Source organism: Streptomyces cinnabarinus (assembly GCF_027270315.1).
Lineage (GTDB): Bacteria > Actinomycetota > Actinomycetes > Streptomycetales > Streptomycetaceae > Streptomyces > Streptomyces cinnabarinus.
On sequence record NZ_CP114413.1, the window covers coordinates 5,170,964 to 5,192,253 of the forward strand.

General features: G+C 69.7%; 20 protein-coding genes. 9 read left to right on the forward strand and 11 right to left on the reverse strand.

What is annotated here, in order from left to right; genetic code table 11:
- Positions 1-204: 204 nt before the first annotated feature.
- Both STRCI_RS23440 and STRCI_RS23445 read left to right on the forward strand, forming a co-directional pair.
- Complete coding sequence (locus STRCI_RS23440) at positions 205-2,133, forward strand: AMP-dependent synthetase/ligase (protein WP_269660932.1); 1,929 nt, start codon at positions 205-207, stop codon at positions 2,131-2,133.
- Between the two features lie 82 nt (positions 2,134-2,215).
- Positions 2,216-3,592: an FG-GAP and VCBS repeat-containing protein gene (locus STRCI_RS23445; RefSeq protein WP_269660933.1), complete on the forward strand. Its 1,377-nt coding sequence runs from the start codon at positions 2,216-2,218 to the stop codon at positions 3,590-3,592.
- Here the strand turns inward: STRCI_RS23445 and STRCI_RS23450 are convergent.
- Together STRCI_RS23450 and STRCI_RS23455 are read right to left on the reverse strand one after the other, a co-directional pair.
- A complete protein-coding gene (locus tag STRCI_RS23450) occupies positions 3,540-3,758 on the reverse strand; it encodes a DUF397 domain-containing protein (protein ID WP_269660934.1) in 219 nt (72 codons plus the stop codon). The two genes, STRCI_RS23445 and STRCI_RS23450, sit on opposite strands and share 53 nt — an antisense overlap.
- Positions 3,755-4,585 (reverse strand): helix-turn-helix domain-containing protein, encoded by an 831-nt coding sequence (locus STRCI_RS23455; RefSeq protein WP_269660935.1) that lies wholly within the window; start codon positions 4,583-4,585, stop codon positions 3,755-3,757. The genes STRCI_RS23450 and STRCI_RS23455 overlap by 4 nt, the downstream gene beginning before the upstream one ends.
- Before the next feature lie 116 nt (positions 4,586-4,701).
- Here STRCI_RS23455 and STRCI_RS23460 point away from each other — a divergent pair, with 116 nt between their 5' ends.
- Together STRCI_RS23460 and kstD are read left to right on the forward strand one after the other, a co-directional pair.
- Complete coding sequence (locus STRCI_RS23460) at positions 4,702-5,199, forward strand: ATP-binding protein (RefSeq protein ID WP_269660936.1); 498 nt, start codon at positions 4,702-4,704, stop codon at positions 5,197-5,199.
- Positions 5,196-6,956, forward strand: coding sequence for a 3-oxosteroid 1-dehydrogenase (kstD, locus tag STRCI_RS23465; protein WP_269660937.1), 1,761 nt, complete (start codon positions 5,196-5,198; stop codon positions 6,954-6,956). Before STRCI_RS23460 ends, kstD begins: the two co-directional genes overlap by 4 nt.
- A 10-nt stretch (positions 6,957-6,966) precedes the next feature.
- Here the strand turns inward: kstD and STRCI_RS23470 are convergent, their stop codons facing one another.
- From STRCI_RS23470 to STRCI_RS23480, 3 genes are all read right to left on the reverse strand, one after another.
- On the reverse strand, positions 6,967-7,731 hold the full coding sequence (locus tag STRCI_RS23470) for a DUF899 family protein (RefSeq protein ID WP_269660938.1): 765 nt from the start codon (positions 7,729-7,731) through the stop codon (positions 6,967-6,969).
- A 97-nt stretch (positions 7,732-7,828) separates the two neighbouring features.
- Entirely contained in the window at positions 7,829-8,143 is a 315-nt protein-coding gene (locus tag STRCI_RS23475) for an AzlD domain-containing protein (RefSeq protein ID WP_269660939.1), read from the reverse strand.
- A complete protein-coding gene (locus STRCI_RS23480; protein ID WP_269660940.1) occupies positions 8,140-8,829 on the reverse strand; it encodes an AzlC family ABC transporter permease in 690 nt (229 codons plus the stop codon). Before STRCI_RS23480 ends, STRCI_RS23475 begins: the two co-directional genes overlap by 4 nt.
- 68 nt (positions 8,830-8,897) lie before the next feature.
- Between STRCI_RS23480 and STRCI_RS23485 the strand changes: the two genes are divergently transcribed.
- The gene (locus STRCI_RS23485; protein WP_269660941.1) at positions 8,898-9,461 is read left to right on the forward strand and encodes a helix-turn-helix domain-containing protein; all 564 of its coding nucleotides are present in this window, start codon (positions 8,898-8,900) and stop codon (positions 9,459-9,461) included.
- 87 nt (positions 9,462-9,548) lie between these two features.
- On the opposite strand, the gene STRCI_RS23490 is transcribed toward STRCI_RS23485, so the two are convergent.
- Complete coding sequence (locus STRCI_RS23490) at positions 9,549-9,752, reverse strand: cold-shock protein (protein WP_003992177.1); 204 nt, start codon at positions 9,750-9,752, stop codon at positions 9,549-9,551.
- Between the two features lie 286 nt (positions 9,753-10,038).
- On the opposite strand from STRCI_RS23490, the gene STRCI_RS23495 reads away from it, so the two are divergent.
- Both STRCI_RS23495 and STRCI_RS23500 read left to right on the forward strand, forming a co-directional pair.
- A complete protein-coding gene (locus STRCI_RS23495; RefSeq protein ID WP_269660942.1) occupies positions 10,039-10,887 on the forward strand; it encodes a menaquinone biosynthetic enzyme MqnA/MqnD family protein in 849 nt (282 codons plus the stop codon).
- 58 nt (positions 10,888-10,945) lie between these two features.
- Positions 10,946-12,622 carry a serine/threonine-protein kinase gene (locus STRCI_RS23500; protein WP_269660943.1) on the forward strand — a complete coding sequence of 559 codons (1,677 nt, stop codon included), beginning with the start codon at positions 10,946-10,948 and terminating at the stop codon, positions 12,620-12,622.
- Between the two features lie 12 nt (positions 12,623-12,634).
- Here the strand turns inward: STRCI_RS23500 and STRCI_RS23505 are convergent, their stop codons facing one another.
- Positions 12,635-17,296, reverse strand: a complete 4,662-nt coding sequence (locus tag STRCI_RS23505) for an FtsK/SpoIIIE domain-containing protein (RefSeq protein ID WP_269660944.1) — start codon at positions 17,294-17,296, stop codon at positions 12,635-12,637.
- A 331-nt stretch (positions 17,297-17,627) separates the two neighbouring features.
- Here STRCI_RS23505 and STRCI_RS23510 point away from each other — a divergent pair, with 331 nt between their 5' ends.
- Positions 17,628-17,930 (forward strand): WXG100 family type VII secretion target, encoded by a 303-nt coding sequence (locus STRCI_RS23510; RefSeq protein ID WP_269660945.1) that lies wholly within the window; start codon positions 17,628-17,630, stop codon positions 17,928-17,930.
- Positions 17,931-18,458: 528 nt separating this feature from the next.
- Positions 18,459-18,998 carry a hypothetical protein gene (locus STRCI_RS23515; protein ID WP_269660946.1) on the forward strand — a complete coding sequence of 180 codons (540 nt, stop codon included), beginning with the start codon at positions 18,459-18,461 and terminating at the stop codon, positions 18,996-18,998.
- A 1-nt stretch (position 18,999) separates the two neighbouring features.
- On the opposite strand, the gene STRCI_RS23520 is transcribed toward STRCI_RS23515, so the two are convergent.
- Genes STRCI_RS23520 through STRCI_RS23535 form a run of 4 tightly spaced genes read right to left on the reverse strand, consistent with a single transcriptional unit; the run spans position 19,000 to position 21,289 of the window.
- Positions 19,000-19,605, reverse strand: coding sequence for a hypothetical protein (locus STRCI_RS23520; protein ID WP_269660947.1), 606 nt, complete (start codon positions 19,603-19,605; stop codon positions 19,000-19,002).
- Positions 19,606-19,615: 10 nt separating this feature from the next.
- A complete protein-coding gene (locus STRCI_RS23525) occupies positions 19,616-20,230 on the reverse strand; it encodes a hypothetical protein (RefSeq protein WP_269660948.1) in 615 nt (204 codons plus the stop codon).
- Positions 20,227-20,886 carry a hypothetical protein gene (locus STRCI_RS23530; RefSeq protein WP_269660949.1) on the reverse strand — a complete coding sequence of 220 codons (660 nt, stop codon included), beginning with the start codon at positions 20,884-20,886 and terminating at the stop codon, positions 20,227-20,229. The genes STRCI_RS23525 and STRCI_RS23530 overlap by 4 nt, the downstream gene beginning before the upstream one ends.
- Positions 20,876-21,289 carry a hypothetical protein gene (locus STRCI_RS23535; protein ID WP_269660950.1) on the reverse strand — a complete coding sequence of 138 codons (414 nt, stop codon included), beginning with the start codon at positions 21,287-21,289 and terminating at the stop codon, positions 20,876-20,878. The genes STRCI_RS23530 and STRCI_RS23535 overlap by 11 nt, the downstream gene beginning before the upstream one ends.
- Between the last annotated feature and the right edge of the window lies 1 nt (position 21,290).

The window sequence follows — 21,290 nt, forward strand, 5'->3', positions numbered from 1 at the left end:
AGGTTACCGTAGGTAATGCACCCTGTACTGCACGAACCTGAGTGACCCTCACGTAATCCCCGAGGTTGCACAGCCCCGCCCCCGAGCCCTCCCGGAAAGCGCACAGCCTCCACACGTCAGCCCCGTACGATCCCCTACCTGACCGGCGGTAACCCCTTTCCGCACGTGGGGAGCCGTCCGTGAACGCCGTGCCAGGAGCCGCCCGTGTCCACGCCACTGCCGTCCTTCGCCGCATCCGCAGCCTTCGACGACGCTCCCGCCCCCACCCTCGTGGAGCCGGAGACCCGGCGCCTCGACGGAGTCGTCCGGGAGGCATACGTACCGCCCTTCGCCCCGCCCGTCTCGCACGGATCGCTGGGCGACCTGCCCTTCGACAACGCCCTCGCGGTGCCGGACAAGGTGCTGCTCAGCCGTAGGACGGAGGACGGCGGCTGGACGGACGTGACGGCGACGCGCTTCGCCGAGCAGGTGCTCGCCGTGGCCAAGGGGCTGATCGCCGAGGGGCTGACGCCGGGCGACCGGATCGCGGTCATGGCGCGGACGACGTACGAGTGGACGCTCCTGGACTTCGCCGCCTGGGCCGCGGGTCTGGTGACCGTCCCGGTCTATCCGACCTCCTCCGTCTTCCAGACCCGCTGGATCCTCCAGGACTCCGGCGCGGTCGCCCTGGTCACCGAGACCGTCGCGCAGGCCGCCGCCCTCGGTCCCGAGCTGGACCGCATCCCCGACCTCCGGCACCTGTGGGTGATGGAGAAGGGGCACGTGGACCGGCTCGCCGAGGCCGGGGCCCCGATCCCCGACCAGGAGGTCGACGTCCGCCGGGGCATGCTCGGCCCGGCCACCCTGGCCACGCTGATCTACACCTCGGGCACCACCGGCCGCCCCAAGGGCTGCGCGCTCTCCCACGGCAACTTCTTCGCCGAGGTCGACAACGCCATCGAACTCCTCTACCCCGTCTTCAAGTCGAGGTCGAACGAGGAGGTCTCGGTCCTGCTGTTCCTGCCCATGTCGCATGTCTTCGGGCGGATGGTGGCGGTGGCCTGCGTCCGCGCCCGGGTGCGGCTCGGGCACGCGCCCAGCCTCCAGGCCGAGGACCTGATGGCGGATCTCGCCGCCTTCCGCCCGACCTGCCTGCTCGCCATCCCCTACATGCTGGAGAAGGTCTACAACGCCGCCCGCGCCAAGGCGGAGGCGGGCGGCCGGCTCACCATGTTCGACCGGGCCGCCGCCGTCGCCGGACGCTACGGCGAGGCCATGGAGGCCAAGCAGCACGGCACCGGATCAGGACCCGGCCGCGCCCTGGCCATGGCCCGCACCTTCTACGACCCGCTCGTCTACCGCCGGATCCGCAACGCCATGGGCGGCCGGGTCCGGCACGCCATCTGCGGCGGCTCGCCGCTCGGCCGACGCCTCGCCGCGTTCTACGCCGGTGCCGGCATCGAGATCTACGAGGGCTACGGCCTGACCGAGACGACGGCCGCCGCCACCGTCACCCCGCCCCTCAAACCCCGGCTGGGCACCGTGGGTTGGCCGATGCCCGGCACCCGGGTCCGGATCGCGGCGGACGGCGAGATCCTGATCTCCGGCGAACAGGTGCTGCGCGGCTACTGGGACCCGTCGGCCGGGGGTGTCGTCCCGGCGGCCGTCGACGGCTGGCTCGCCACCGGGGACATCGGCGAACTCGACGACGAGGGCTATCTGACCATCACCGGCCGCAAGAAGGAGCTGCTCATCACCGCGGGCGGCAAGAGCGTGGCCCCGGCGCCGCTGGAGAACTGGCTGCGCTCGCACCCACTGATCTCCCAGGCCATGGTCCTCGGCGACCGCCGCCCCTATGTCTCCGCGCTGATCACCCTCGACATGGACGGCATCACCCACTGGCGCCGCATGAACGGCCGCCACCCCGTCCCGGCCGAACTCCTGGTCAACGACGAGGAGTTGAGGGCGATCATCCAGCGCGCCCTGGACGAGGCCAACAAGCTGGTCTCCCGCCCGGAGTCCATCCGCCGTTTCGCGATCCTGCCGACCGACTTCACGGAGATGGCCGGGCATCTGACCCCGTCGATGAAACTGCGCCGGGAGGCGGTCATGAAGGACTTCGCGTTCGAGATCGAGGAGCTGTACGAGCGCTGAACACCGGCGCGAAATCGCGTACAACCATCGGCCGTTGCCGTGAGTCTCCTCCTCGCCAGTCACAGATCATCGCAGGAGACGCATGTTCACGCGCAGCACCGTTCGCCTGGCGCTCGCCACGGCCACGGCCGCCTCCCTCACCGGCGGACTGCTCACCCTCTCGGTGAGCACCGCGACCGCGGCCACCCCGGCGAAGTACGCCGACGACTTCAACGGCGACGGGTACCGGGACTACGCCGTTGCCGCCGTCGGCGGCGGCGAGTTCGTCGTCACCTACGGGACCGCCACCGGCCCCGGCACCACCACCAAGACCTTCAGCCAGTCCACCTCGGGCGTCCCGGGCACGGCCGGGGAGACCAACGGCTACGGCGACGCCTTCGGCGAGGACCTGGCCCCCGCCGACTTCAACCGGGACGGCTACGCCGACCTCGCCGTCGCCGACTTCACCGAGAAGGTCGACGGCAAGGTCAGCTCCGGCGCGGTCACCATCCTGTGGGGCTCGAAGTCCGGCCTCACCGGAACCGGCGCCATCCGCCTCAAGATCACCGCCAGTTCGCACCGCGGCTTCGGCAAGCAGATCGAGGCTGGTGACTTCAACGGCGACGGCAAGACCGACCTCGCGGTCGCCGACGGCATCGAGGCGGTACGGATCTACCGGGGCGGATTCTCCAAGACCGGTACGACGGGTTCGGTCACCAAGCACGTCCCGAACCAGCTGCTCGAACCGGCCGGCCTCGTGGCGGGCAAGGTCACCAAGGACGGCGCGACCGACCTCTTCCTGCTCGGTCAGGGCTACCACAACGACAAGATGACCCAGGACGCCTGGTTCATCCGCGGTGGCGCCACGATCAAGTCCGGCGCGATCACTGTCTACAACAGCTCCGAGCCGGACTACAGCCCCTCCGGTGTCGTCGCCGACTTCAACAAGGACGGCTACGGCGACCTCGCGGTCGGGGACACCAGGTACAACGGCAAGGCCGGATCGGTCGTCGTCTGGCGCGGCGGCAGCACGGGTCCCGGCACCAAGTACCGCGTCTCGCAGTCGACTTCGGGCGTGGCCACGGCCGCCTCGGCGCGGGAGTACTTCGGCCAGAGCCTGTCCGCCGGGGACACCAACGGCGACGGGTACCCGGACCTCGCGGTCGGCGTCCCCTACGAGACGGTCAGCTCACAGGACGACGCGGGCGGCCTCCACGTCCTGCGCGGCGGCAAGTCGGGCCTGACCGGCACGAACTCGCAGTGGTTCACCCGCGCCACGGCCGGCGTCCCCGGAAGCCCGACCCAGTACAACAACTTCGGCTCCCTGGTCCGCGTCCGCGACATCGACCGGGACGGTGACAAGGACGTCCTGGTGTCGGCCGACTACTACAGCCCGAGCGTCCTGCTGCCCGGCACGGGTGCGGGCATCACGGGTTCCGGCGCTCAGGAACTGGGCATCGTGGCGGCGTTCCCGCAGTAGCCAGGAAGCTCGACCAGGCGGCGGGGGCGAGGGTGACCCGGGGGCCCGTGGGGTTCTTGGAGTCACGGAGGTGGATGGTGGAGGGGGCTATGGCAACCTCCACGCAGTCGCCTCCCTCGCCGTCGCTGTAGCTGGACTTGAACCAGGTGAGATGCTCGTTGCTCATAGCTCCTCCAGCTTGCTCTCGATCAACTTCCGCGTCTCTGCAGGGGAGAGCGCCATGGCTCGCATGATCCCATAGCGGTCTGCGATCTTCCGGACCTCCTCAGGGTCGGTGATCAGCCGGGGGTGCCCCTGTGCCTCCGTGTAAGCGACCTGTCCATGCCCCTTGGGCGTCAGTAGGTTGAACGCGCTGCCCAGGCTGGGGTGTTCCACTACCTCGGTCGGCATCGCCTGGATCTCCACGTTCTGCATCTGCCCGACGTGCAGCATGCGCCGCAGCTGGTCCGCATGCACGCGTCGTCCACCGATCGGCCGGTCCAGCACGACCTCTTCGAGGACGTAGCTGACGATCGGAGCGGGGGACCGCTCGAAGACCTGCTGTCGCGAGAGCCGGTCCGCGACCCGCCGCTCGATCGTGTCCTCGTCTAGAAACGGCCGCTGTTTGGTGAACACGGCCCTTGCGTGGTCCTCCGTCTGAAGCAGCCCGTGTACCGCGTGATTGGCGTAGAAGTGCAGCTCAACCGCCTCCGCCTCCAACCCCGCGTAGTTCCGGTACCACTCCGGATGCCGCGTCCGTGCCTTCGACATCGCCTCCCTGACCTCGGGAATGACCTCCCTCAACAGGCCCCCGGCGTCCAGGATCTCCTCGGCCCGGTCCAGCAAGTCGGGCTGCGGAGTCCGTACTCCCCGCTCCATCGCCGAGATCGCGTCGGGGCCGTATCCCACCTTCGCCCCGAACTCCTTCTGGGTCAGCCCCTTCCGCTCGCGCAGGATCTTCAGTTGCTTGCCGAGGGCGATGAAGAACCCCGTCGCGCCGTCGTGGTCGCTCACTCCCGTACCCCTCCCGTCCGACACCCCGGACACCGAACTCAACGCAGTCGTACAGATACCCAGAGTCGTCCTGCCACTCCTGGTCAGGGTAGAGAGAACCCGCCACTCTCGGTGACGTGAACGCCGAAATCACCACCCCCACAGCCGAACTGGCCCAGCGCATCGGAGCCACCCCACGCGGCGCGCGCCTGGCCCGGCACCTGGCAACCCAACAGCTCGCGGCCTGGGGGTACCCCCACGACTGCGAGGTCAGCGAGACGGCGCAGCTCCTGGTCGCGGAACTGGCGGCCAATGCCGTGCTCCATGGGCGGGTCCCCGGTCGCGCCTTCGAGCTGCGGCTTCTGCTGCTCCCGGAGGACACGCTGCGTATCGAGGTGAGCGATGCGCGAGGCGACCGAAAACTGCGGTACGTGACGGAGGCGGAGAGCGAGCGGGGGCGGGGTCTGATCCTCGTGACGCTGCTGGCGCGGACCTGGGGTGTGGCCGAGCGGGACGTAGGAAAGACGGTGTGGGCGGAGCTCTCGCTTGACTTCACAAGAGCGTCGCGCGACATTCCCACTTCTGACACATCGTCAGGGATTCAAGTTCCGGGACACAGGAGCGCCATGCCATGACCGCGAGCGCATCGCCCACCCGCAGACGGGTCCTCACCACCGCCGCCGCCACGACAGCGGCCCTGGCGCTGAGCCAACAGCACGCCTCCGCCGCCGACTTACCCCTCCTCGGTACGTACGACGTCGTGGTCGTCGGCGCCGGTGCGGCCGGGATGACGGCCGCCCTCACCGCCGCCCGCCAGGGCCTGACCTGCGTGGTCCTCGAAAAGGCGGCCACCTTCGGCGGCTCGGCCGCCCGCTCCGGCGCCGGGATCTGGATCCCCAACAACTCCGTGATCCTCGCGGCGGGCGTGCCGGACACCCCGGCCAAGGCCGCCGCCTACCTCGCCGCGGTGGTCGGCCCCGAGGTCTCCGCGGCCCGCCAGGCGGCCTTCCTCACCCATGGCCCCGCCATGCTGTCGTACCTCATGGCCCACAGCCCTCTCCGCTTCCGCTGGATGGAGGGCTACAGCGATTACTACCCCGAGTTGCCCGGCGGTCTCCCGGGCGGCCGGTCGATCGAACCCGACCAGCTCGACGGCAACCTCCTCGGCGCCGAACTGGCCCGTCTGAACCCGCCGTACATGCCCGTCCCGGCCGGGATGGTGGTCTTCAGCGCCGACTACAAGTGGCTGGCCCTGGCCGCCGTGAACGCCAAGGGCGCCGCCGTGGCCGCGACTTGTCTGGCCCGGGGCACGAAGGCGGCGGCGCTGGGGCAGAAGCCCCTGACGATGGGGCAGTCCCTGGCGGCGGGCCTGCGCGCGGGGCTGGCCTCGGCCGGTGTCCCGGTGTGGCTCGGCACCCCGCTCACCGACCTCCACATCGAGAACGGCGTCGTCACCGGCGCGGTCGTCACCCGTGACGGCTCCGCCCCCGCCCTGGTCCGCGCCCGCAAGGGCGTGATCATCGGCTCCGGCGGCTTCGAGCACAACGCGGCGATGCGCGCCCAGTACCAGCGCCAGCCGATCGGCACGGACTGGACCGTCGGCGCCAAGGAGAACACCGGCGACGGGATCCGCGCGGGCGAACGGGTGGGCGGGGCGCTTGCGTTGATGGACGACGCCTGGTGGGGCCCGGCGATACCGCTCCCGGGGCAGCCGTACTTCTGTCTCGCCGAACGCACCCTGCCCGGCGGGCTGTTGGTCAACGCGGCGGGCGCGCGGTTCGTGAACGAGGCGGCGCCGTACAGCGATGTCGTGCACACCATGTACGACCAGAACCCGACGAACCCGGCGATCCCGGCCTGGCTGGTCGTGGACCAGAACTACCGCAACCGCTACCTGTTCCGGGACGTGGCCCCGACGCTGCCCTTCCCGGACTCCTGGTACAGCTCGGGCGCGGCCCACAAGGCGTGGAGCTGGGACGCCCTGGCGCGCTCGATCGGCGTGGCGCCGGCCGCCCTGCGCGCGACGGTGGACCGCTTCAACTCCCAGGCCCTGCAGGGCAAGGACCCGGACCACCACCGGGGCGACAGCGCGTATGACCACTACTACACGGACCCGGCGGTCCTCCCGAACTCCTGCCTGGCCCCGCTCTGGCTCCCGCCGTACCACGCCTTCCGCATCGTCCCGGGCGACCTGGGCACCAAGGGCGGCCTGCGCACCGACCCACAGGCCCGGGTCCTGCGCCCCGACGGCACGCCGATCCCGGGCCTGTACGCGGCGGGCAACGCCAGCGCGGCGGTCATGGGCCACAGCTACGCGGGCGCGGGCTCGACCATCGGCCCGGCGATGACGTTCGGCTACATAGCGGCCAGGCACCTGGCGGGAACCCTGTAGACACGAGCGGTCAGTGGTAGCTGCCCAGCCTGCCGAGGGTCTCCACGGGGGTCGCGCCGGGGCGGGTCCACTGCGGTACGGGGCGGCTGGTCGGGCCCCAGGTGGCGGCCCCGTCCGCGTCCGCGCGCCAGAACCAGCACGGGACGTCTCCCTCGGGCCAGCCCTCCGGCTTGTCCTCCCACGCCTCGCCGCGGCCGTAGGGCGTCATGTCGAGCAGGCCCACGGCGCTGTTGGCCCGCTCGGTCCCGCGGCCGGTCGTGGAGTAGGTGAGGAAGGTGCGGTCGCCGTCGCGCAGGAAGGAGGAGAGGTAACCCATCTCGCCGCCGACCGGCGGGGGCGTGTCCCGCACCGAGTACCAGGGCTCGGTGTATCCCATGAACGCGACGAACTCGGCCACCTCCTCCCACGGGCCCGTGGTCAGGAAGGCGAACGACACACCGCGGGCGTTGAGATACACGGAGTCCCTGAGGTGCCAGGCGGTGGTGGTGCAGCCCTCGCACTGCCCCTGGTGCGGGGCGCCGTCGTACCACATGTGCTGGTACACGACGAGCTCGTCCCGCCCCTGGAAGAGGTCCAGGAACGGCACCGGTCCCTCGGGGCCGACGACCGTCGTCGTCCCGTCGAACTCCACCATCGGCAGCCGGCGCCGAGCTGCCGCGATGGCGTCCCCCTCGTGGGTGTGGGCCTTCTCGCGGACCAGCAGCTCATCGCGGGCGGTCCGCCAGGCGGCCAGGTCGACGATGGGCGGACGGCCGGGGAGCGGGGTGTTCGGCATGGCGTCCTCCGAGCGGTCTCGTACGGGCGGCGTCACTTTGACGCCCACCACTAGGGACCCACATCCCGCCCGGAACTCATCGCAGCCGCGCCGGACATCACGGCACCCCCAGCCATCGGAGCCCCGCCGCGACCCCCGCCGCGCCCAGGACCACCACCACGAACGGCGCCTTCCGCCACGCCAGTACGCCTCCGGCGAGTACCCCGGCCGGGCGGGCCCAGCCCGCGGACCCGCCGTCCTCCGTCAGGGCCCCCGTCGCCAGCAGGGCCACGAGCAGCACCACCGCCCCGGCGGAGAGCAGTTCCCGCACCCGCGAGGACAGCTCCACCCGGCCGTGCAGCACCGGCCCGACCAGCCGGAAGGCGTACGTCCCGACGGCCAGCGCCAGGATCATGGCGACCGTCGCGCTCATGCCAGGTCCGTCCTGCGGCCGTAGAACACCAGCCCCGCCAGCGCCAGCAGCACCGGCACCCCCGCCGGGACCACCGACGACACCGCCAGCGCCACCGCCGCCCCCAGCACCGCGCACCTGCGCACGGCCGGGTCCTCCCGCAGGGTCGGCAGGACCAGGGCCACCAGGACGGCGGGGAAGGCCGCGTCCAGTCCGTAGACCGCCGTATCGCCGAGGGCGGTGCCCGCGAGCGCGCCTGCCAGCACCCCGACGTTCCACACCACGAACAGCCCGACCCCGGAGACCCAGAAGGCGGCCCGCCGCCGTTCCACGTCCGCCTGGGCCAGCGCGAACGCCACCGTCTCGTCGGTCACCAGATGGGCGCCGAGCAGCCGGGACACCCGGCCACCGGAACCGAGGATGTCCGCCACCGCCAGGCTGAAGGCGGCGGTTCGGGTGTTGAGCAGCAGCCCGGTCGCGGCGGCGGCCAGCGGACCGCCCCCGGCCAGCAGTACGCCCACCGCGCTGAACTGCGCCGATCCCGCGTACACCACGACCGACATCACCACCGGCACCCACACCGGCAGCCCCCCGCCCACCGCGATCGCCCCGAAGGAAACCCCCACCACCCCGCTCGCGACCCAGACCAGGGACGCGTCCCTGACCAGCTCACGGGAGACCCGCGCTGTTCGCTCTGCCGTACGCATGTTCTCTACGATGGACAGAAGACACCTTGTACGTCAAGGCGAACGATCGTACCGATGGAGCGAACGACATGGCCGACACCCCACCCCGGCTCCCCCTCGACTGGATCGCCGCCTCCCTGCGCAGGGAACGCACCCGCGCCGGCCTCTCCCTCTCCGAGCTGGCCAAACGCGCCGGAATCGCCAAGTCCACGCTCTCCCAGCTGGAGGCGGCGAGCGGAAACCCGAGCGTGGAGACGCTCTGGGCGCTCGGAGTCGCCCTCGGTGTGCCGTTCAGCGCCCTGGTGGAGCCGCCGACACCGGCCGTCCAGGTGATTCGCGCGGGTCAGGGACCGACCGTGGCCTCGGAGCAGGCCGAGTACGCGGCCACCCTGCTCTCCGCCAGTCCGCCCGCGGCCCGCCGGGACATCTACCACCTGCGGGCCGAGCCCGGCGCCGCCCGGGAGTCGGAGCCGCACATTCCGGGCTCGGTGGAGCATCTGGTCGTGAGCACGGGGCGGTTGAAGGCCGGTCCGGCGGGAGAGGAGGTCGAACTGGCGCCGGGGGACTACATGTCGTACCGCGCGGATGTGCCGCACTCCTACGAGGCGCTTGCGGCCGGGACGACGTTCGTGCTCGTCATGCAGCACGTGTGAGCGGGCAAAAGGCAGGAGCCCCGGCACCTTGCGGCGCGGGGCTCCTTGGGTACTGCTCTCAGGTCCGGATCAGAGACGAGGTTCGCCTCAGACGGGGGTGACGTTCTCCGCCTGCGGGCCCTTCGGGCCCTGGGTCACGTCGAAGGAGACCTGCTGGTTCTCCTCCAGCGAACGGAAGCCGCTCGCGTTGATCGCGGAGTAGTGGACGAAGACGTCGGGGCCGCCGCCCTCCTGGGCGATGAAGCCAAAGCCCTTTTCGGCGTTGAACCACTTAACGGTTCCGGTAGCCATAAGCCCTCCTTGGGCCCAAAGGGTTGCCCTGCTCCAGAACCTGCAAGTGTGAGAGCAAATGCCTGCACTGCATACGTCTGAAAACGACTAGAGCCCGCGGTTACATGCTCCGCAGGCTCTGTACTGCAAGGGAAACCAAACTGCAACTTGCGGGCGAGCCTAGCACGGGGGCAGCCGAAAGCAATAGAGGTCAAGATCACGTCACCCGGACGTTTGAAGATCCTGAAAATGGGTTGACGTCGGGGCCGGATTCTGGAGCGTACCTCATAGGGTCTAGCCTCGCGATGTGGACAATTCTCGCACCCGGCCGCGCGTCGGCCACATCCAGTTCCTGAACTGCCTGCCCCTGTACTGGGGGCTCGCGAGAACGGGCACGCTCCTCGACTTCGAGCTGACCAAGGACACCCCGGAGAAGCTCAGCGAGCAGCTGGTGCGGGGAGACCTCGACATCGGGCCCATCACCCTGGTCGAGTTCCTCAAGAACGCAGACGACCTGGTCGCCTTCCCCGACATCGCGGTCGGCTGCGACGGACCGGTGATGTCGTGCGTGATCGTCTCGCAGCTCCCGCTGGACCGGCTGGACGGCGCCCGGGTCGCCCTGGGCTCCACCTCCCGCACCTCTGTCCGCCTCGCCCAGCTCCTGCTGGCCGACCGGTACGGCGTCCGGCCCGACTACTACACCTGCCCGCCCGACCTCAGCCTGATGATGCAGGAGGCGGACGCGGCCGTACTGATCGGTGACGCGGCGCTGCGGGCGAACCTGCTGGACGGCCCCCGCTACGGCCTGGAGGTCCATGACCTCGGCACGCTGTGGAAGGAGTGGACGGGCCTGCCGTTCGTCTTCGCCGTGTGGGCCGCCCGCCGGGACTACCTGGAACGCGAGCCGGTGATCACCCGCAAGGTCCACGAGGCGTTCCTCGACTCCCGCAACCTCTCCCTGGAGGAGGTCGGCAAGGTCGCCGAACAGGCGGCCCGCTGGGAGGCGTTCGACGAGCGGATCCTGGAGCGCTACTTCACCACCCTCGACTTCCGCTTCGGCGCTCCGCAGCTGGCGGCGGTCGCCGAGTTCGCCCGGCGGGTGGGTCCGACCACGGGCTTCCCGGCGGATGTGAAGGTGGACCTGCTCCAGCCGTGAAGTCGTAGTCTGCTGGGGAGCTTTACGGGGGGCTTCTGTGTATACGGGGGAGGGCGTCATGCAGCCGCTGGGAGTCGACGAGCCGGCCACCGTGGGGCCGTACCGGCTGCTCGGCCGGCTCGGCTCCGGTGGCATGGGCCGGGTCTACCTGGGCCGCAGCGCCGGTGGCCGCACGGTCGCCGTCAAGATCGTGCATCCGCACTTCGCGCTCGACGAGGAGTTCCGGGCCCGCTTCCGGCGTGAGGTCGAGGCCGCCCGCCGGGTCGGCGGAGCGTGGACGGCATCCGTCCTGGACGCCGACCCGGAGGCGTCGGTGCCGTGGGTCGCTACGGCGTACGCGGCCGGACCGTCCCTGACCACGGCGGTGACCGACTCCGGCGCGCTGCCCGCGCACACGGTACGGGTGCTGGGGGCCGGGCTCGCGGAGGCGCTGGCGGCGGTGCACGAGCTGGGACTCGTGCACCGGGACGTCAAGCCGTCCAACGTCCTGCTGACCCTCGACGGCCCGCTCCTGATCGACTTCGGCATCGCCCGCGCCACGGACGGCACGGCGTCGCTCACCTCGACCGGCGTCTCGATCGGCTCGCCCGGCTACATGTCGCCCGAGCAGATCCTCGGCAAGGGCGTCACGGGCGCGGCGGACGTCTTCTCCCTGGGCGCCGTGCTGGCGTACGCGGCTACGGGGGAACAGCCCTTCCCCGGTGACTCCTCGGCGGCCCTGCTCTACAAGGTCGTGCACGAGGAGCCCGAACTCGGCTCGCTGGAGGGCGAGTTGCGGGAGGTGGTGGAGGCGTGCCTGGACAAGACGCCCGCCGCCCGGCCCACGCCCGGTGAACTGGCCCGGCGGCTCGCTCCGCAGGGCGCGGCGGGGCTGGTGGCCCAGGGGTGGCTGCCGGGGGCGCTGGTGGAGCGGGTGAGCCGGAGCGCGGTGCAGGTGCTGAACCTGGAGGCCACGGGCGGGGATCAGCCTTCGGGGCTGGTGGGGTTCAGCAGTCCTTCGGTGGGGTCGGTGGGGTCCGTAGGCCCCGTGGGGTCCGTCGCGTCCGTCGGGGAGTTCGGGCCGCCGCCGGTGATGACGCCCCCCGTTTCCTCGTCAGTGCCCGTCCCCGTTCCCGAGCCACGTGATGCCGTACCGGGGCAGACCCCGCCGCCCGGCAGGCTGTCGGTGTCCGTCGCGGCGACCTCGGCGCCGGGAGCCGGTGGCAAGGGGCGCCGGATGAGCTGCACGGTGGCGCTTGCGGTGGCCGGCGCGCTGGCGGCGGTGACGGTGGGCTCGGTGTTCGTCCTCGACCTGCTGCCGGACAACTCCGCCGACGACCAGGCCGGTTCGGGCGCCGACTCGTCCTATTCCGACGCCCCCAGCGCCTCCGCCCCTGCGTCGAAGGGCACCCTGGAGCCCTACCTCGGCACCTGGGAGGGCCAGGGAGTGGCCCTGGACGGCAAGCTTCCCCTCGGCACGTTCCGCCTCACCGTCAAGGAGGCCGAGCCGGGCGACAAGCTGGGCACCGTCCGCCAGACGGACCTGCTCGGCGGCGTCTGCAACGACGTACTGACCCTGAAGTCGGTGTCCGCCAAGCGGCTGGTGGCGACGTCCGTGGGCGCCGAGTCCAACCACAAGGGCTGCAACCCGGCGGCCACGACCGTCACGCTCACCCCGGTGGGCGATGACCTCGACTACGCCTCGGACAGCGAGGAGTCGGGGAACCCGACGTCCCGGCTGTCGAGGATCGGCTGACCGTCCGGGCGGTCAGCCGGGAACCACGACCGTCCGCAGCTCGCCGTCGCCCAGGTGCAGCATGCCCTTGCCGGGGACCGCCTGGCCGCCGACCATGCTGCGGTTGAGGCGGACGCCGATCAGGTCGCCGCTGGAGGACTCCTGCGGGGAGAGCAGGATGCCGCGGCGGCCCTTCTTCGCGTCGACCTGCCAGCCGGAGAAGCCGCTGCACACGTCCTCCTCGTCACCGGCGATGACGAGCGCGAGCCCGCGTTCGGCGCCCCGGGAGACGATCTTCTTCATCTGGCTCTCGGCGTCGACGTCCTCAAGGATCTCGCCGTCGTCGATGAGGACCACGACCGGGTTCTCGATCGACGGCTCGGCGTCGTCGATGAGCTCCTCGAACTCGTCCTCGTCGATGTCGTCGCCCGTGTAGACCTTCAGCACGCCTTCCACACCGTCGAGTTGGCGGACGGGCGACTGGCGCGGAGCGGCGACTATCAGGCGTGCGCCCTGCGCGAGGAACGACTGCGCGAAGTTCATCAGGACGGTCGAGCGACCGGACTTCGCCGGGCCCGCGATGACGAACGACGGCACGCCCTGCGCGAGGTCGGGGCCGAAGCCGACGATCTCGTCGCCGCCGATACCGGCCAGCGCGTACAGCTTGGAGCGGGAGACATCCGGGTCCCGCAGCTCCCAGGCCTCCGCGAAGGAGATCCGGCTGGGCAGGCTGTCCACCCGGAACGGCCGCCTGGCCCTCGGCACTTCGGCGTCCCGAGCGGCCGCCGCCTCCCCGATCGCGGCCAGCGCCGCGGCCTGCCCCTGACCGGTGGTGTCCTCGGCGAGCAGCGCGAACTGGGTCTCCGTACCGGCCTCGTTCTTGAAGGCACGGCCGGGCGGGATCTCCTCGGGCACCTTGCGCGCCGGGATGCCGAGCGTGGAGAAGTCGGAGCGGTCGGACAGCCGCAGACCGTACTTCTCCTCGGTGAGGGTCGCGATACGGCCCACCAGAAGCGTCCGGTCACCGGTGAGGACGAGGTGGATGCCGACGCTCGCGCCCTCGCGCATCATCGTCTGCAACTCGTCGGTCAGCGCGCCGTGGTCGACCTCGCCGAGGGTGGGCACCCAGCCCTCCCAGCGGTCCAGCAGGATCACGATGTGTGCCAGCCGCTCGTCCTCGCCGACCGCGGCCCGCTGCTCCCCGATGTCCGCGAAGCCCTTGTCGGCGAGCAGGTTCTGGCGGCGGTCCATCTCGCCCTTGAGCCGGTTGACGAGCCGCACGACCCGCTCGGTCTGATTACGGCTGACGACCGCGCCGACGTGCGGCAGCCGGGTCAGCGCGTTCAGGGCGCCGTTGCCGCAGTCGATGCCGTACATGTGCACATCGGCGGTGGAGTGCGTACGGGCCAGCGAGCCGGCGATGGTCCGGAGGATCTGCGAACGTCCGCTGCGCGGGGCGCCGCCGATCATCAGATGCCCGAAACTCGCGAAATCGATGGCCACCGGGCGGCGGGACTGCATCGCCGGAAGGTCCTCGACACCGAAGGCCGCGGGCGCCAGCCTGCCCGGCGCGGGCGTGAACTCCGGGGCCGGAATATCGTCGAGCAGCAACTGCTCGTCGAGCGCCGGCAGCCAGGGGCTGTGCTGCGGCGGGATGCCGAGCGAGCGGTTGGCGTCCCGGATGGTGTCGACGAGCACCTTCAGGTCGGTGATCTCCTCGTCCTCGCGCGACTCGGCCTTCGGCTTGGTGAGGGCGGCCCGTCCGAGGTCCTCCCAGGCCAGCGGGCCGACCCAGGGCATGAGGACAGCGGGGTCCGCGGCACCGGGGCGACGACCACCGACGCGGCCCGACTGGAACGGCACCAGCGAGGCGTGCCCGAGACGGACGTACGCCCGACCCGGCGTGTTCTTCGAGATGTGCCCGGCCTCGGGGGAGTCGATGACGTCCGACGACTCGCCGCCGTCGGTCACGCGCAGCGCGATCCGGAGGTTGGTGTTGGCGCGGATCTCGGGCGACACCACACCGGAGGGCCGCTGGGTGGCGAGGAGGAGGTGGATACCGAGGGAACGCCCTCGCTGAGCGATGTTGACGAGCCCCGTGACGAAGTCGGGCAGGTCACGGACCATCGAGGCGAACTCGTCGATGACGATGAGGAGTCGGGGGACCGGCTTGTGGGACGGATCCCTGCGCACCAGGTCCTGGTAGTCCTCGATGTCCTTGGCGTCGGCGGCGGCCAGGATGTGCTCGCGGCGGTGCAGCTCGGCGCCCAGCGACTCCAGCGCCCGCTCCACGAGGTGGGCGTCGAGGTCGGTCACCATGCCGACGGTGTGCGGGAGATGGACACAGTCCTTGAACGCCGCGCCACCCTTGTAGTCGACGAGGACGAAGGTCATGTTCTCCGGCGTGTTCGCCACGGCGAGCGCCGCGACGATGGTCTGGAGCAGCTCGGACTTGCCCGAACCGGTCGTACCGGCGATGAGACCGTGCGGACCGTCCTTGCGGATGTCGATCCCGAAGGCCCCGTCGTACGACTCACCGATGACGGCCATCGTCGACTGCCCGCCCATCCGCCAGCGCGCGACGATGGCGTCGCCCGTGGGCGGCTCCAGCTGAAGCACATCGAGCAGTCGGCTGGCGCCCGGCAGCGCCGAGTCCTCGGTCTCCCCGCTGATGTCGCGCAGCGAGGACAGCGAACGGGCCAGCCGCAGACACCAGGAGGGCGACACGAAGTCGGGCCGTACGTCCTTGCGCCGCTCGGCGCCCGCCTCCTCCACCCGCAGCCGCAGCTTGTCCGGCTGGTGGGCGTGGGCGGGCTCGGGAGCGGCCTGATGCCACGCCTGGAAGGAGGGGAAACCGCCGGGAGCCTGCTGCTGATGAGCCTGCGGCGCCTGCTGCTGCTCCTCGGCCTTCGGCTCGGCCACGACGAACGCCTGGCACTCGCCCGGCAGGAACCGCTCCTCGGCGTCGAGGCAGAGGGCGTACATCGAGACGGCCGGCCCCTCGCGCAGCAGCCGTACGACACCGGGCAGCGACCGCAGCCGACGCGAACCGTCCCAGACGACCACGATGTCCGGGTCGCTGAACGTGGTGCCCTGGCTCCGGTTCTGCTCTGCGGCCTTCTTCCGGGCGTCGAGGATCTGCGTCAGCTCACCGATCCGGGCGCCGACGGTCTCGGCGTCGGTGCCGATGAGGACGTTGATGTCCTGGCCGCTCGCGGGCCTGGCATGCGGCAGCCACCGCACCCACTCCCAACTGTCCTGCGCGGTCTGCTCGCTGAGGACGTAGAACTGCACGTCCATGGGACTGTGCAGCGCGGCGGTCTGGGCGACGGCCCAACGCCCCATGGCACGGGCGGAATCCCCGGGCCCCGCCATACCGATGACGCCCAGCCCGCGCAGATTGAGCGCGACGGGCGCGTCCTCGATCTTCCAGGTGACCTCACGCTTGTGGTCGTCCTGCTCGGGGTCGTCGAGGATGACCTCGGAGGGGAGTTGGCCGGTCCCGACGCGGAGCAGGAGATGGTCGCGGTCGGTACGGCGCCGCTCCCAGAGCCGGGTACGCGGCCCGGTGCCGAGGGAGAGCACGATGGCCGGATCGGGAATGGCCTGCCGTCGGTCGTTCCGCTCGGTGACCAGCGCGTCCTGGGCGTCCTGCTCGATGCGGGCCTTCTGCTCCTCGTACTCCTTGACCTGCTTCGCGTGCGACTTACGGCCGTGCTTCTTGTCGTTGTAGTAGTTCGCGAAGAGCAGGATCGGGCTGAGGCCCGCCATGATCAGGTAGTACCAGCGCTGGAAGATCAACACGGCGACCACGGCACCGACGAGCGGCGTGAGCGCCATCAGCCAGGGCAGCGGCCGGGCCTCGTACTCACGGGGCGAGGACGGCAGCCGGAAGCGGGTCTGCCGCTCGGGGGGCCGCAGTCGCGGGGGCCGGTTGTAGTCGAGACCTATGCTGTCGTCGGACCACTTGAGGGCGGCGTTGGGAGGGGAGTAACGGGTGAGTTCGAGAAGGGTGTTACCGACGGCGATGTGAGCGCCGAGGGTCCATATGTCGGGGTCGGGCGGAGGGGCCGGGGCTTCTTCCTGAGCCTCGTCCTCTTGTTGCTTCTTCTTCTTGCGCTTCTTCTTCTCCTCCTTCTTGTCCTCCTTGGGGTTGAGGATGTCCTCGATGGAGGTGCCGTCGAGAGTGGCGGCCTCGGTGTCACCGTGGATCTTGAACCGGCAGGTGCCGTCGGTGGAGACGGAGAGGGTGAGGGCGCGGTCGTCGAGTTCGGGATCGTCGATCCGGATGTGGCCGGCGGGCCCGCTGCCGATGTCGTAGCGCCCGACGCCGAGCCGGTGGACGTACCCGGCGACGGGCCCGCCGACGACACGGAGCTCGACCAGCCCGGTGGGCTCGCCGGGCAGGCACCCCGAGGGATCCTGGAGGCTGACGACGGCGCCTTCGCGCAGGGGTGAGTTGAGGACCGTGGCGGCGGGATCGACGGCATAGCCGTCGACGTAGAGCAGGGGAGCGTTGTTGCCGGGCACGTGGTGCGGCTGCTGCCCGATGGGAATGATCTGAGCCCCGCTGTGGCCGACCTGCTTGGCCAACTCCTGCGCGATGTCCCCCATGGTGGACTCAGGATCGGCATCGAGTACGACGTCGGCGGTGCCGCCGCCGAACGGGTCGACGACGGTCAGAGTCAGGCGCACGTCTCTTGTCCTCCCCGCTGCCCCTGTGACCGCTTCCGCAACGCGGGTCACAGTTGGAGCCGACGATATCTGCTGCGGTGCTGGGCGGCACAGCGGGTCGGGGCCGGACCTTCCCGATGGCAATGACTTGTGCGGGTGTTGTTACGACCTCAGGACGCCTTGTTCACGACGCTGGGATGTGACACCTCAGGGCGCACAAGTAGGCTGCTGCCTCAAGAGCGGACGATCACACCGGCTGTCGCGCGCGAGTTGACGCCGGCCGGGACTGTCGGACCGCAAACAGGGAGCCACGGGGGTTGGCCCTGCGGCATTTTGGATAGGGAGCGGCTTCATGGCCAAGGACCTTGACATCACATATCAGGACATGCGGGACGCGGCCAAGCATGTCGTGAAGGAAAAGGAAAGGCTCCAGGAGAAGCTCGACGGCCTCCGCAAGTACATCGGCAACCTGGTCGAGTCCGGCTATGTCACGAAGAGCTCGTCCAAGGCCTTCGACGAGAACTTCGAGGAGTTCGTGAAGGGTTCCAAGGACACGCTGGACGGTCTGGACGGCATGGGTGACTACCTGACCATGGCGGCGGACAAGTTCGAGCAGATCGACGACGAGCTGGCGAAGCAGGCTCGGAGCAAGTGAGTTCCTGAACTTCCGGTGCGGCGAGGCGATGAGTCGCCTCGCCGCACCGTGAGACCCCGGTGTCCGGGGGTCGTTCAGAAGTCCTGTGACCGGTAGTCACCGAAGCCGAGCTTCTTCCCCTCGGTGTCCGAGGATTTCGACCCGGATGTGGCCGTCGGATTACGGGTGATGACGGGGCTGACGGAATCCGGCATCCGCAATTCCGCGGCATGGTCCAGAACGGTCCGCCGCTGTCGCGGAGTCAAGGCGTCCAGGAGGATCAGGTCCCGTGGCGGCGCCAGATGGCGGGTGAGCCGGCCTCGCTCTGTACGTCTTTTCTGTACGCCTTTCCAGGGGATGCGAATGCCCAGCGCCGGTTTTGCTGAGAGTGACGGTGGCGGTGGCCGTGATGGTGACGGTGGTCGTGATGGTGACGGCGACTCACTCGTTGACCATATCTTCGAGTTCGACTTTCAGCCCGGCTGGGTCGATCTGTCGCTGGATCAACGGGATTGGGTCGAAGCCTGGGCGACGGCCACGGCGGTCGCGATGACGGCGTTCGACCGGACCGAGCTGAAGGTGAAGAACCGGAAGCTGATCCGGGACATACGACGACAGGCCCTCGCCCTGAGCGTCGACTCGCCGAATCTCGCGGTCGCCTACTACACGCCCCAGGGGCGCGCGGTGGCCGGGCTGACGCTCAACTCGTACTCCGACGACGGGCAGCCGAGGCCGACCCCGGACGAGGTCGTGCCGCTGCTGGTGGACTTCGGGGACGCGGAGGTGGTCGGTGAGCCGGAGGTCCGACACCTGAACCTGCCGGTCGGACCGGCACTGCGCATCCGGGCCACATTGCGGAGGAGGGGCGGCTTCCTGCGACTGGGCCGCGGCCGGGACCGAACGACGGACATCCTCAAGTACGCCGTGTTCCCGCCCGGAGTGAAGCAAGTCAGCGTCGTCGAGGTCACCTGGCACCGACCGGAGGACACCGACGAAGCGACGCGCCTGACGGACGAGTTGGCGTCCACCGTGCGCATGGTGCTGGTCGACGCCGAGGGAAACCCGAGGGAGCCGGACGCGACGGAGTGAATCACTCAGGGTTCGGGTTGAGCCAGACGCTGCGGGCGAAGTCGTCGAAGGCGGCGAGATTGGCCATGAGCCACGGGACGTCGGTGGACACGGTGCGCACGGACACGTAGACCCGATGCTCCTCGGACCACCAGCCGTAATTGAGGGAGGCATTGAGGTCGCGCTCGGATCCGGATCCGGATCCGAAGTACCGAATACAGCGCAACCCACGCCCCAACCGGTCCGAACGGAACTCCACCACATCGGGCGGCCGGACAGGATTCTCCTCATCGGCCTGAACCATCGTCCGAAGCCCGGCCTCACGATCCTCGCCCTCCGGCCCGGCGGCAAGGGCGTAGAACGGCTGCGGGACCCTGCGGGCATCACCGGCGTAGAGAAAGGCCTGATCCGCCGGCACATTCGGCACCGGGTGCGCCTCGGCCAACCGCAGGAACCGCTCGGCAATCCTGATCCGCCTGGGCCGGTACCACCACTTCCTATGCCGATGCCGAACAATCTCCGCACACATCAACGACCACTTGACCATCTCCTCCTGATCCCGCGCGGTCCAGTGAAGCGGGAGGGGGAACCAATGGGTGGGGTCGGCTTCGGTCTCGAAGAAGATCACGTGTCGGTCCTCAGGGGTTGAAGATTGCCAGTGACCGTGCCAGATCCTCGATGTCCTCGGCCGCCTGAAGAATGCGGGCCGGGTCATCCGTGGCTGTCCAGATCACGACATCGGCACCGTACTCCTCGACTCGCCACGCATAGCGCATGCAAGCGAGCAGGCGGGCCGAGCCTTCCTCGTTCACGTAGCGGAAGGCGGACTGGCCCTCACCCAGATACTCGGACTTGAAGCGCTTCATGACCGGCGGTTCGACCGCCTGTGGATCGTCCGCCATCGTCAGAGCGCGAAGCGTCTCCTCCCGCGGACCCGAGGCCGGTCCGATGGCCGCGCACACAGGCAGCGGCAGATCGGTCGGCTGGTCGCGGTGCAGAAAGAGCCAATGATCCGAGCCGGGCGGAGAAAACGCCTGCGCACAGCGCTCGAAGGTTCCGGCGACGAAGTCGACACCATTCGGGCCCGGGTCGAGTTCACGGTCGTCCCACAGGTCCTCGGCCTCGTCGCGGCACCAGGCGGCGATGTCGACCCATGCCTCGAACGGGTTCTCCTCGTCGGAGCGGGGAGGGATCACCGTCCACGGATAAAGGTCGATGTGCTCGATATCGAGAATGGCAAAGAAATCGTTCATCCATGGCTCCAGCGGAGGGTGGCCATCACCGCGTCGAACCATTCGACGAGGGCTTCGGCCAAGTCATCCCTTGGGTCCCCGCCGCCCACGGTGGAGAAGGCGGCGACGAACCAGCGGTCGGGTTCGTCCGGTACGGACACGATGTATTCCACCCGACGGGACGCGAGTTCGGCCCCTTTCGCGGGGTCCGCAGAAACGATGTGCTCGCGGCGCACGGCGAGAGCGCCGTCAAGCTCGCCCGAGCTCAGATCGGCGTCTTGGGCGCCGTCCTCGGACAGCAGTTGAACGGCGACATCGGTCGGAGCGCTCTGTGCCTCGGCTGCGTTGCCCCGGTTCGGCAGCAGGCTCTCGGAGACGACGATGGACGCGCCCACATTCACACCGGCCGTTGACTTTACCGGGAGATACAGGTCAAGTGCCTCGCTCTCCTGCGCCTGGGCTACCGCGGCGCGGAACCGGCGTTCCAGCTCCCGCTTGAACGGGCCGACGCTGTCCGGCGGCGCGTTAGCAGGGATGTGGCTGAAAGCGTCGTCCAGGATGCTGCGGATTGCTTCCTCCGTGCCATGACGCAGGGGAATCTGCGCCCAGTCATCGGGAAGGATGATGCGATACCCGGTAATGGGTGTGCTCACCGACTTGGTCTGCTCAGCGGGCACTCAAACGCTCCTTACGATTCAGCCACCAGATACCCAGGAATGCGGCCAGCGAGGCTACGACAGCGATCCAGAGCGTCCATCCGCCCTGAAAGATGACATAGGCCGTGGCGTAGAAGAGGTAGAGGCCGGCGGCGGACTTCACATAGATGGCGTCGTACGACAGCAGCCTCCAGCTCTCCGGGCTGCGATAGATGAACAGAAGTGCCGGTGGAGTGAGGGCGCAAAGGGACCATTCCCAGGTCGGCAGGCCCATCAGCCTGCTTCCGAGGAGGTCCTCGGTCGCTGGGCCGACGAGCAGCCGTGCGATCGCGATCACCAGGATGATCTTCAGGGCCATGAGCGATCTGTCGATGTGCCCTTGCGCGGCCCGGGCTCGTTCCTCTGCTCCGGTTTGCTTGTTCATC

Bases quoted from the DNA above. Each gene is read 5' to 3' on its own strand.
- STRCI_RS23490 (WP_003992177.1), bottom strand. From the start codon at position 9,752: ATGGCTACCGGAACCGTTAAGTGGTTCAACGCCGAAAAGGGCTTTGGC.
- STRCI_RS23450 (WP_269660934.1), bottom strand. From the start codon at position 3,758: ATGAGCAACGAGCATCTCACCTGGTTCAAGTCCAGCTACAGCGACGGC.
- STRCI_RS23445 (WP_269660933.1), top strand. From the start codon at position 2,216: ATGTTCACGCGCAGCACCGTTCGCCTGGCGCTCGCCACGGCCACGGCC.
- kstD (WP_269660937.1), top strand. From the start codon at position 5,196: ATGACCGCGAGCGCATCGCCCACCCGCAGACGGGTCCTCACCACCGCC.
- STRCI_RS23485 (WP_269660941.1), top strand. From the start codon at position 8,898: ATGGCCGACACCCCACCCCGGCTCCCCCTCGACTGGATCGCCGCCTCC.
- STRCI_RS23535 (WP_269660950.1), bottom strand. From the start codon at position 21,289: ATGAACAAGCAAACCGGAGCAGAGGAACGAGCCCGGGCCGCGCAAGGG.
- STRCI_RS23480 (WP_269660940.1), bottom strand. From the start codon at position 8,829: ATGCGTACGGCAGAGCGAACAGCGCGGGTCTCCCGTGAGCTGGTCAGG.
- STRCI_RS23500 (WP_269660943.1), top strand. From the start codon at position 10,946: ATGCAGCCGCTGGGAGTCGACGAGCCGGCCACCGTGGGGCCGTACCGG.
- STRCI_RS23475 (WP_269660939.1), bottom strand. From the start codon at position 8,143: ATGAGCGCGACGGTCGCCATGATCCTGGCGCTGGCCGTCGGGACGTAC.
- STRCI_RS23515 (WP_269660946.1), top strand. From the start codon at position 18,459: ATGACGGCGTTCGACCGGACCGAGCTGAAGGTGAAGAACCGGAAGCTG.
- STRCI_RS23510 (WP_269660945.1), top strand. From the start codon at position 17,628: ATGGCCAAGGACCTTGACATCACATATCAGGACATGCGGGACGCGGCC.
- STRCI_RS23470 (WP_269660938.1), bottom strand. From the start codon at position 7,731: ATGCCGAACACCCCGCTCCCCGGCCGTCCGCCCATCGTCGACCTGGCC.
- STRCI_RS23525 (WP_269660948.1), bottom strand. From the start codon at position 20,230: ATGAACGATTTCTTTGCCATTCTCGATATCGAGCACATCGACCTTTAT.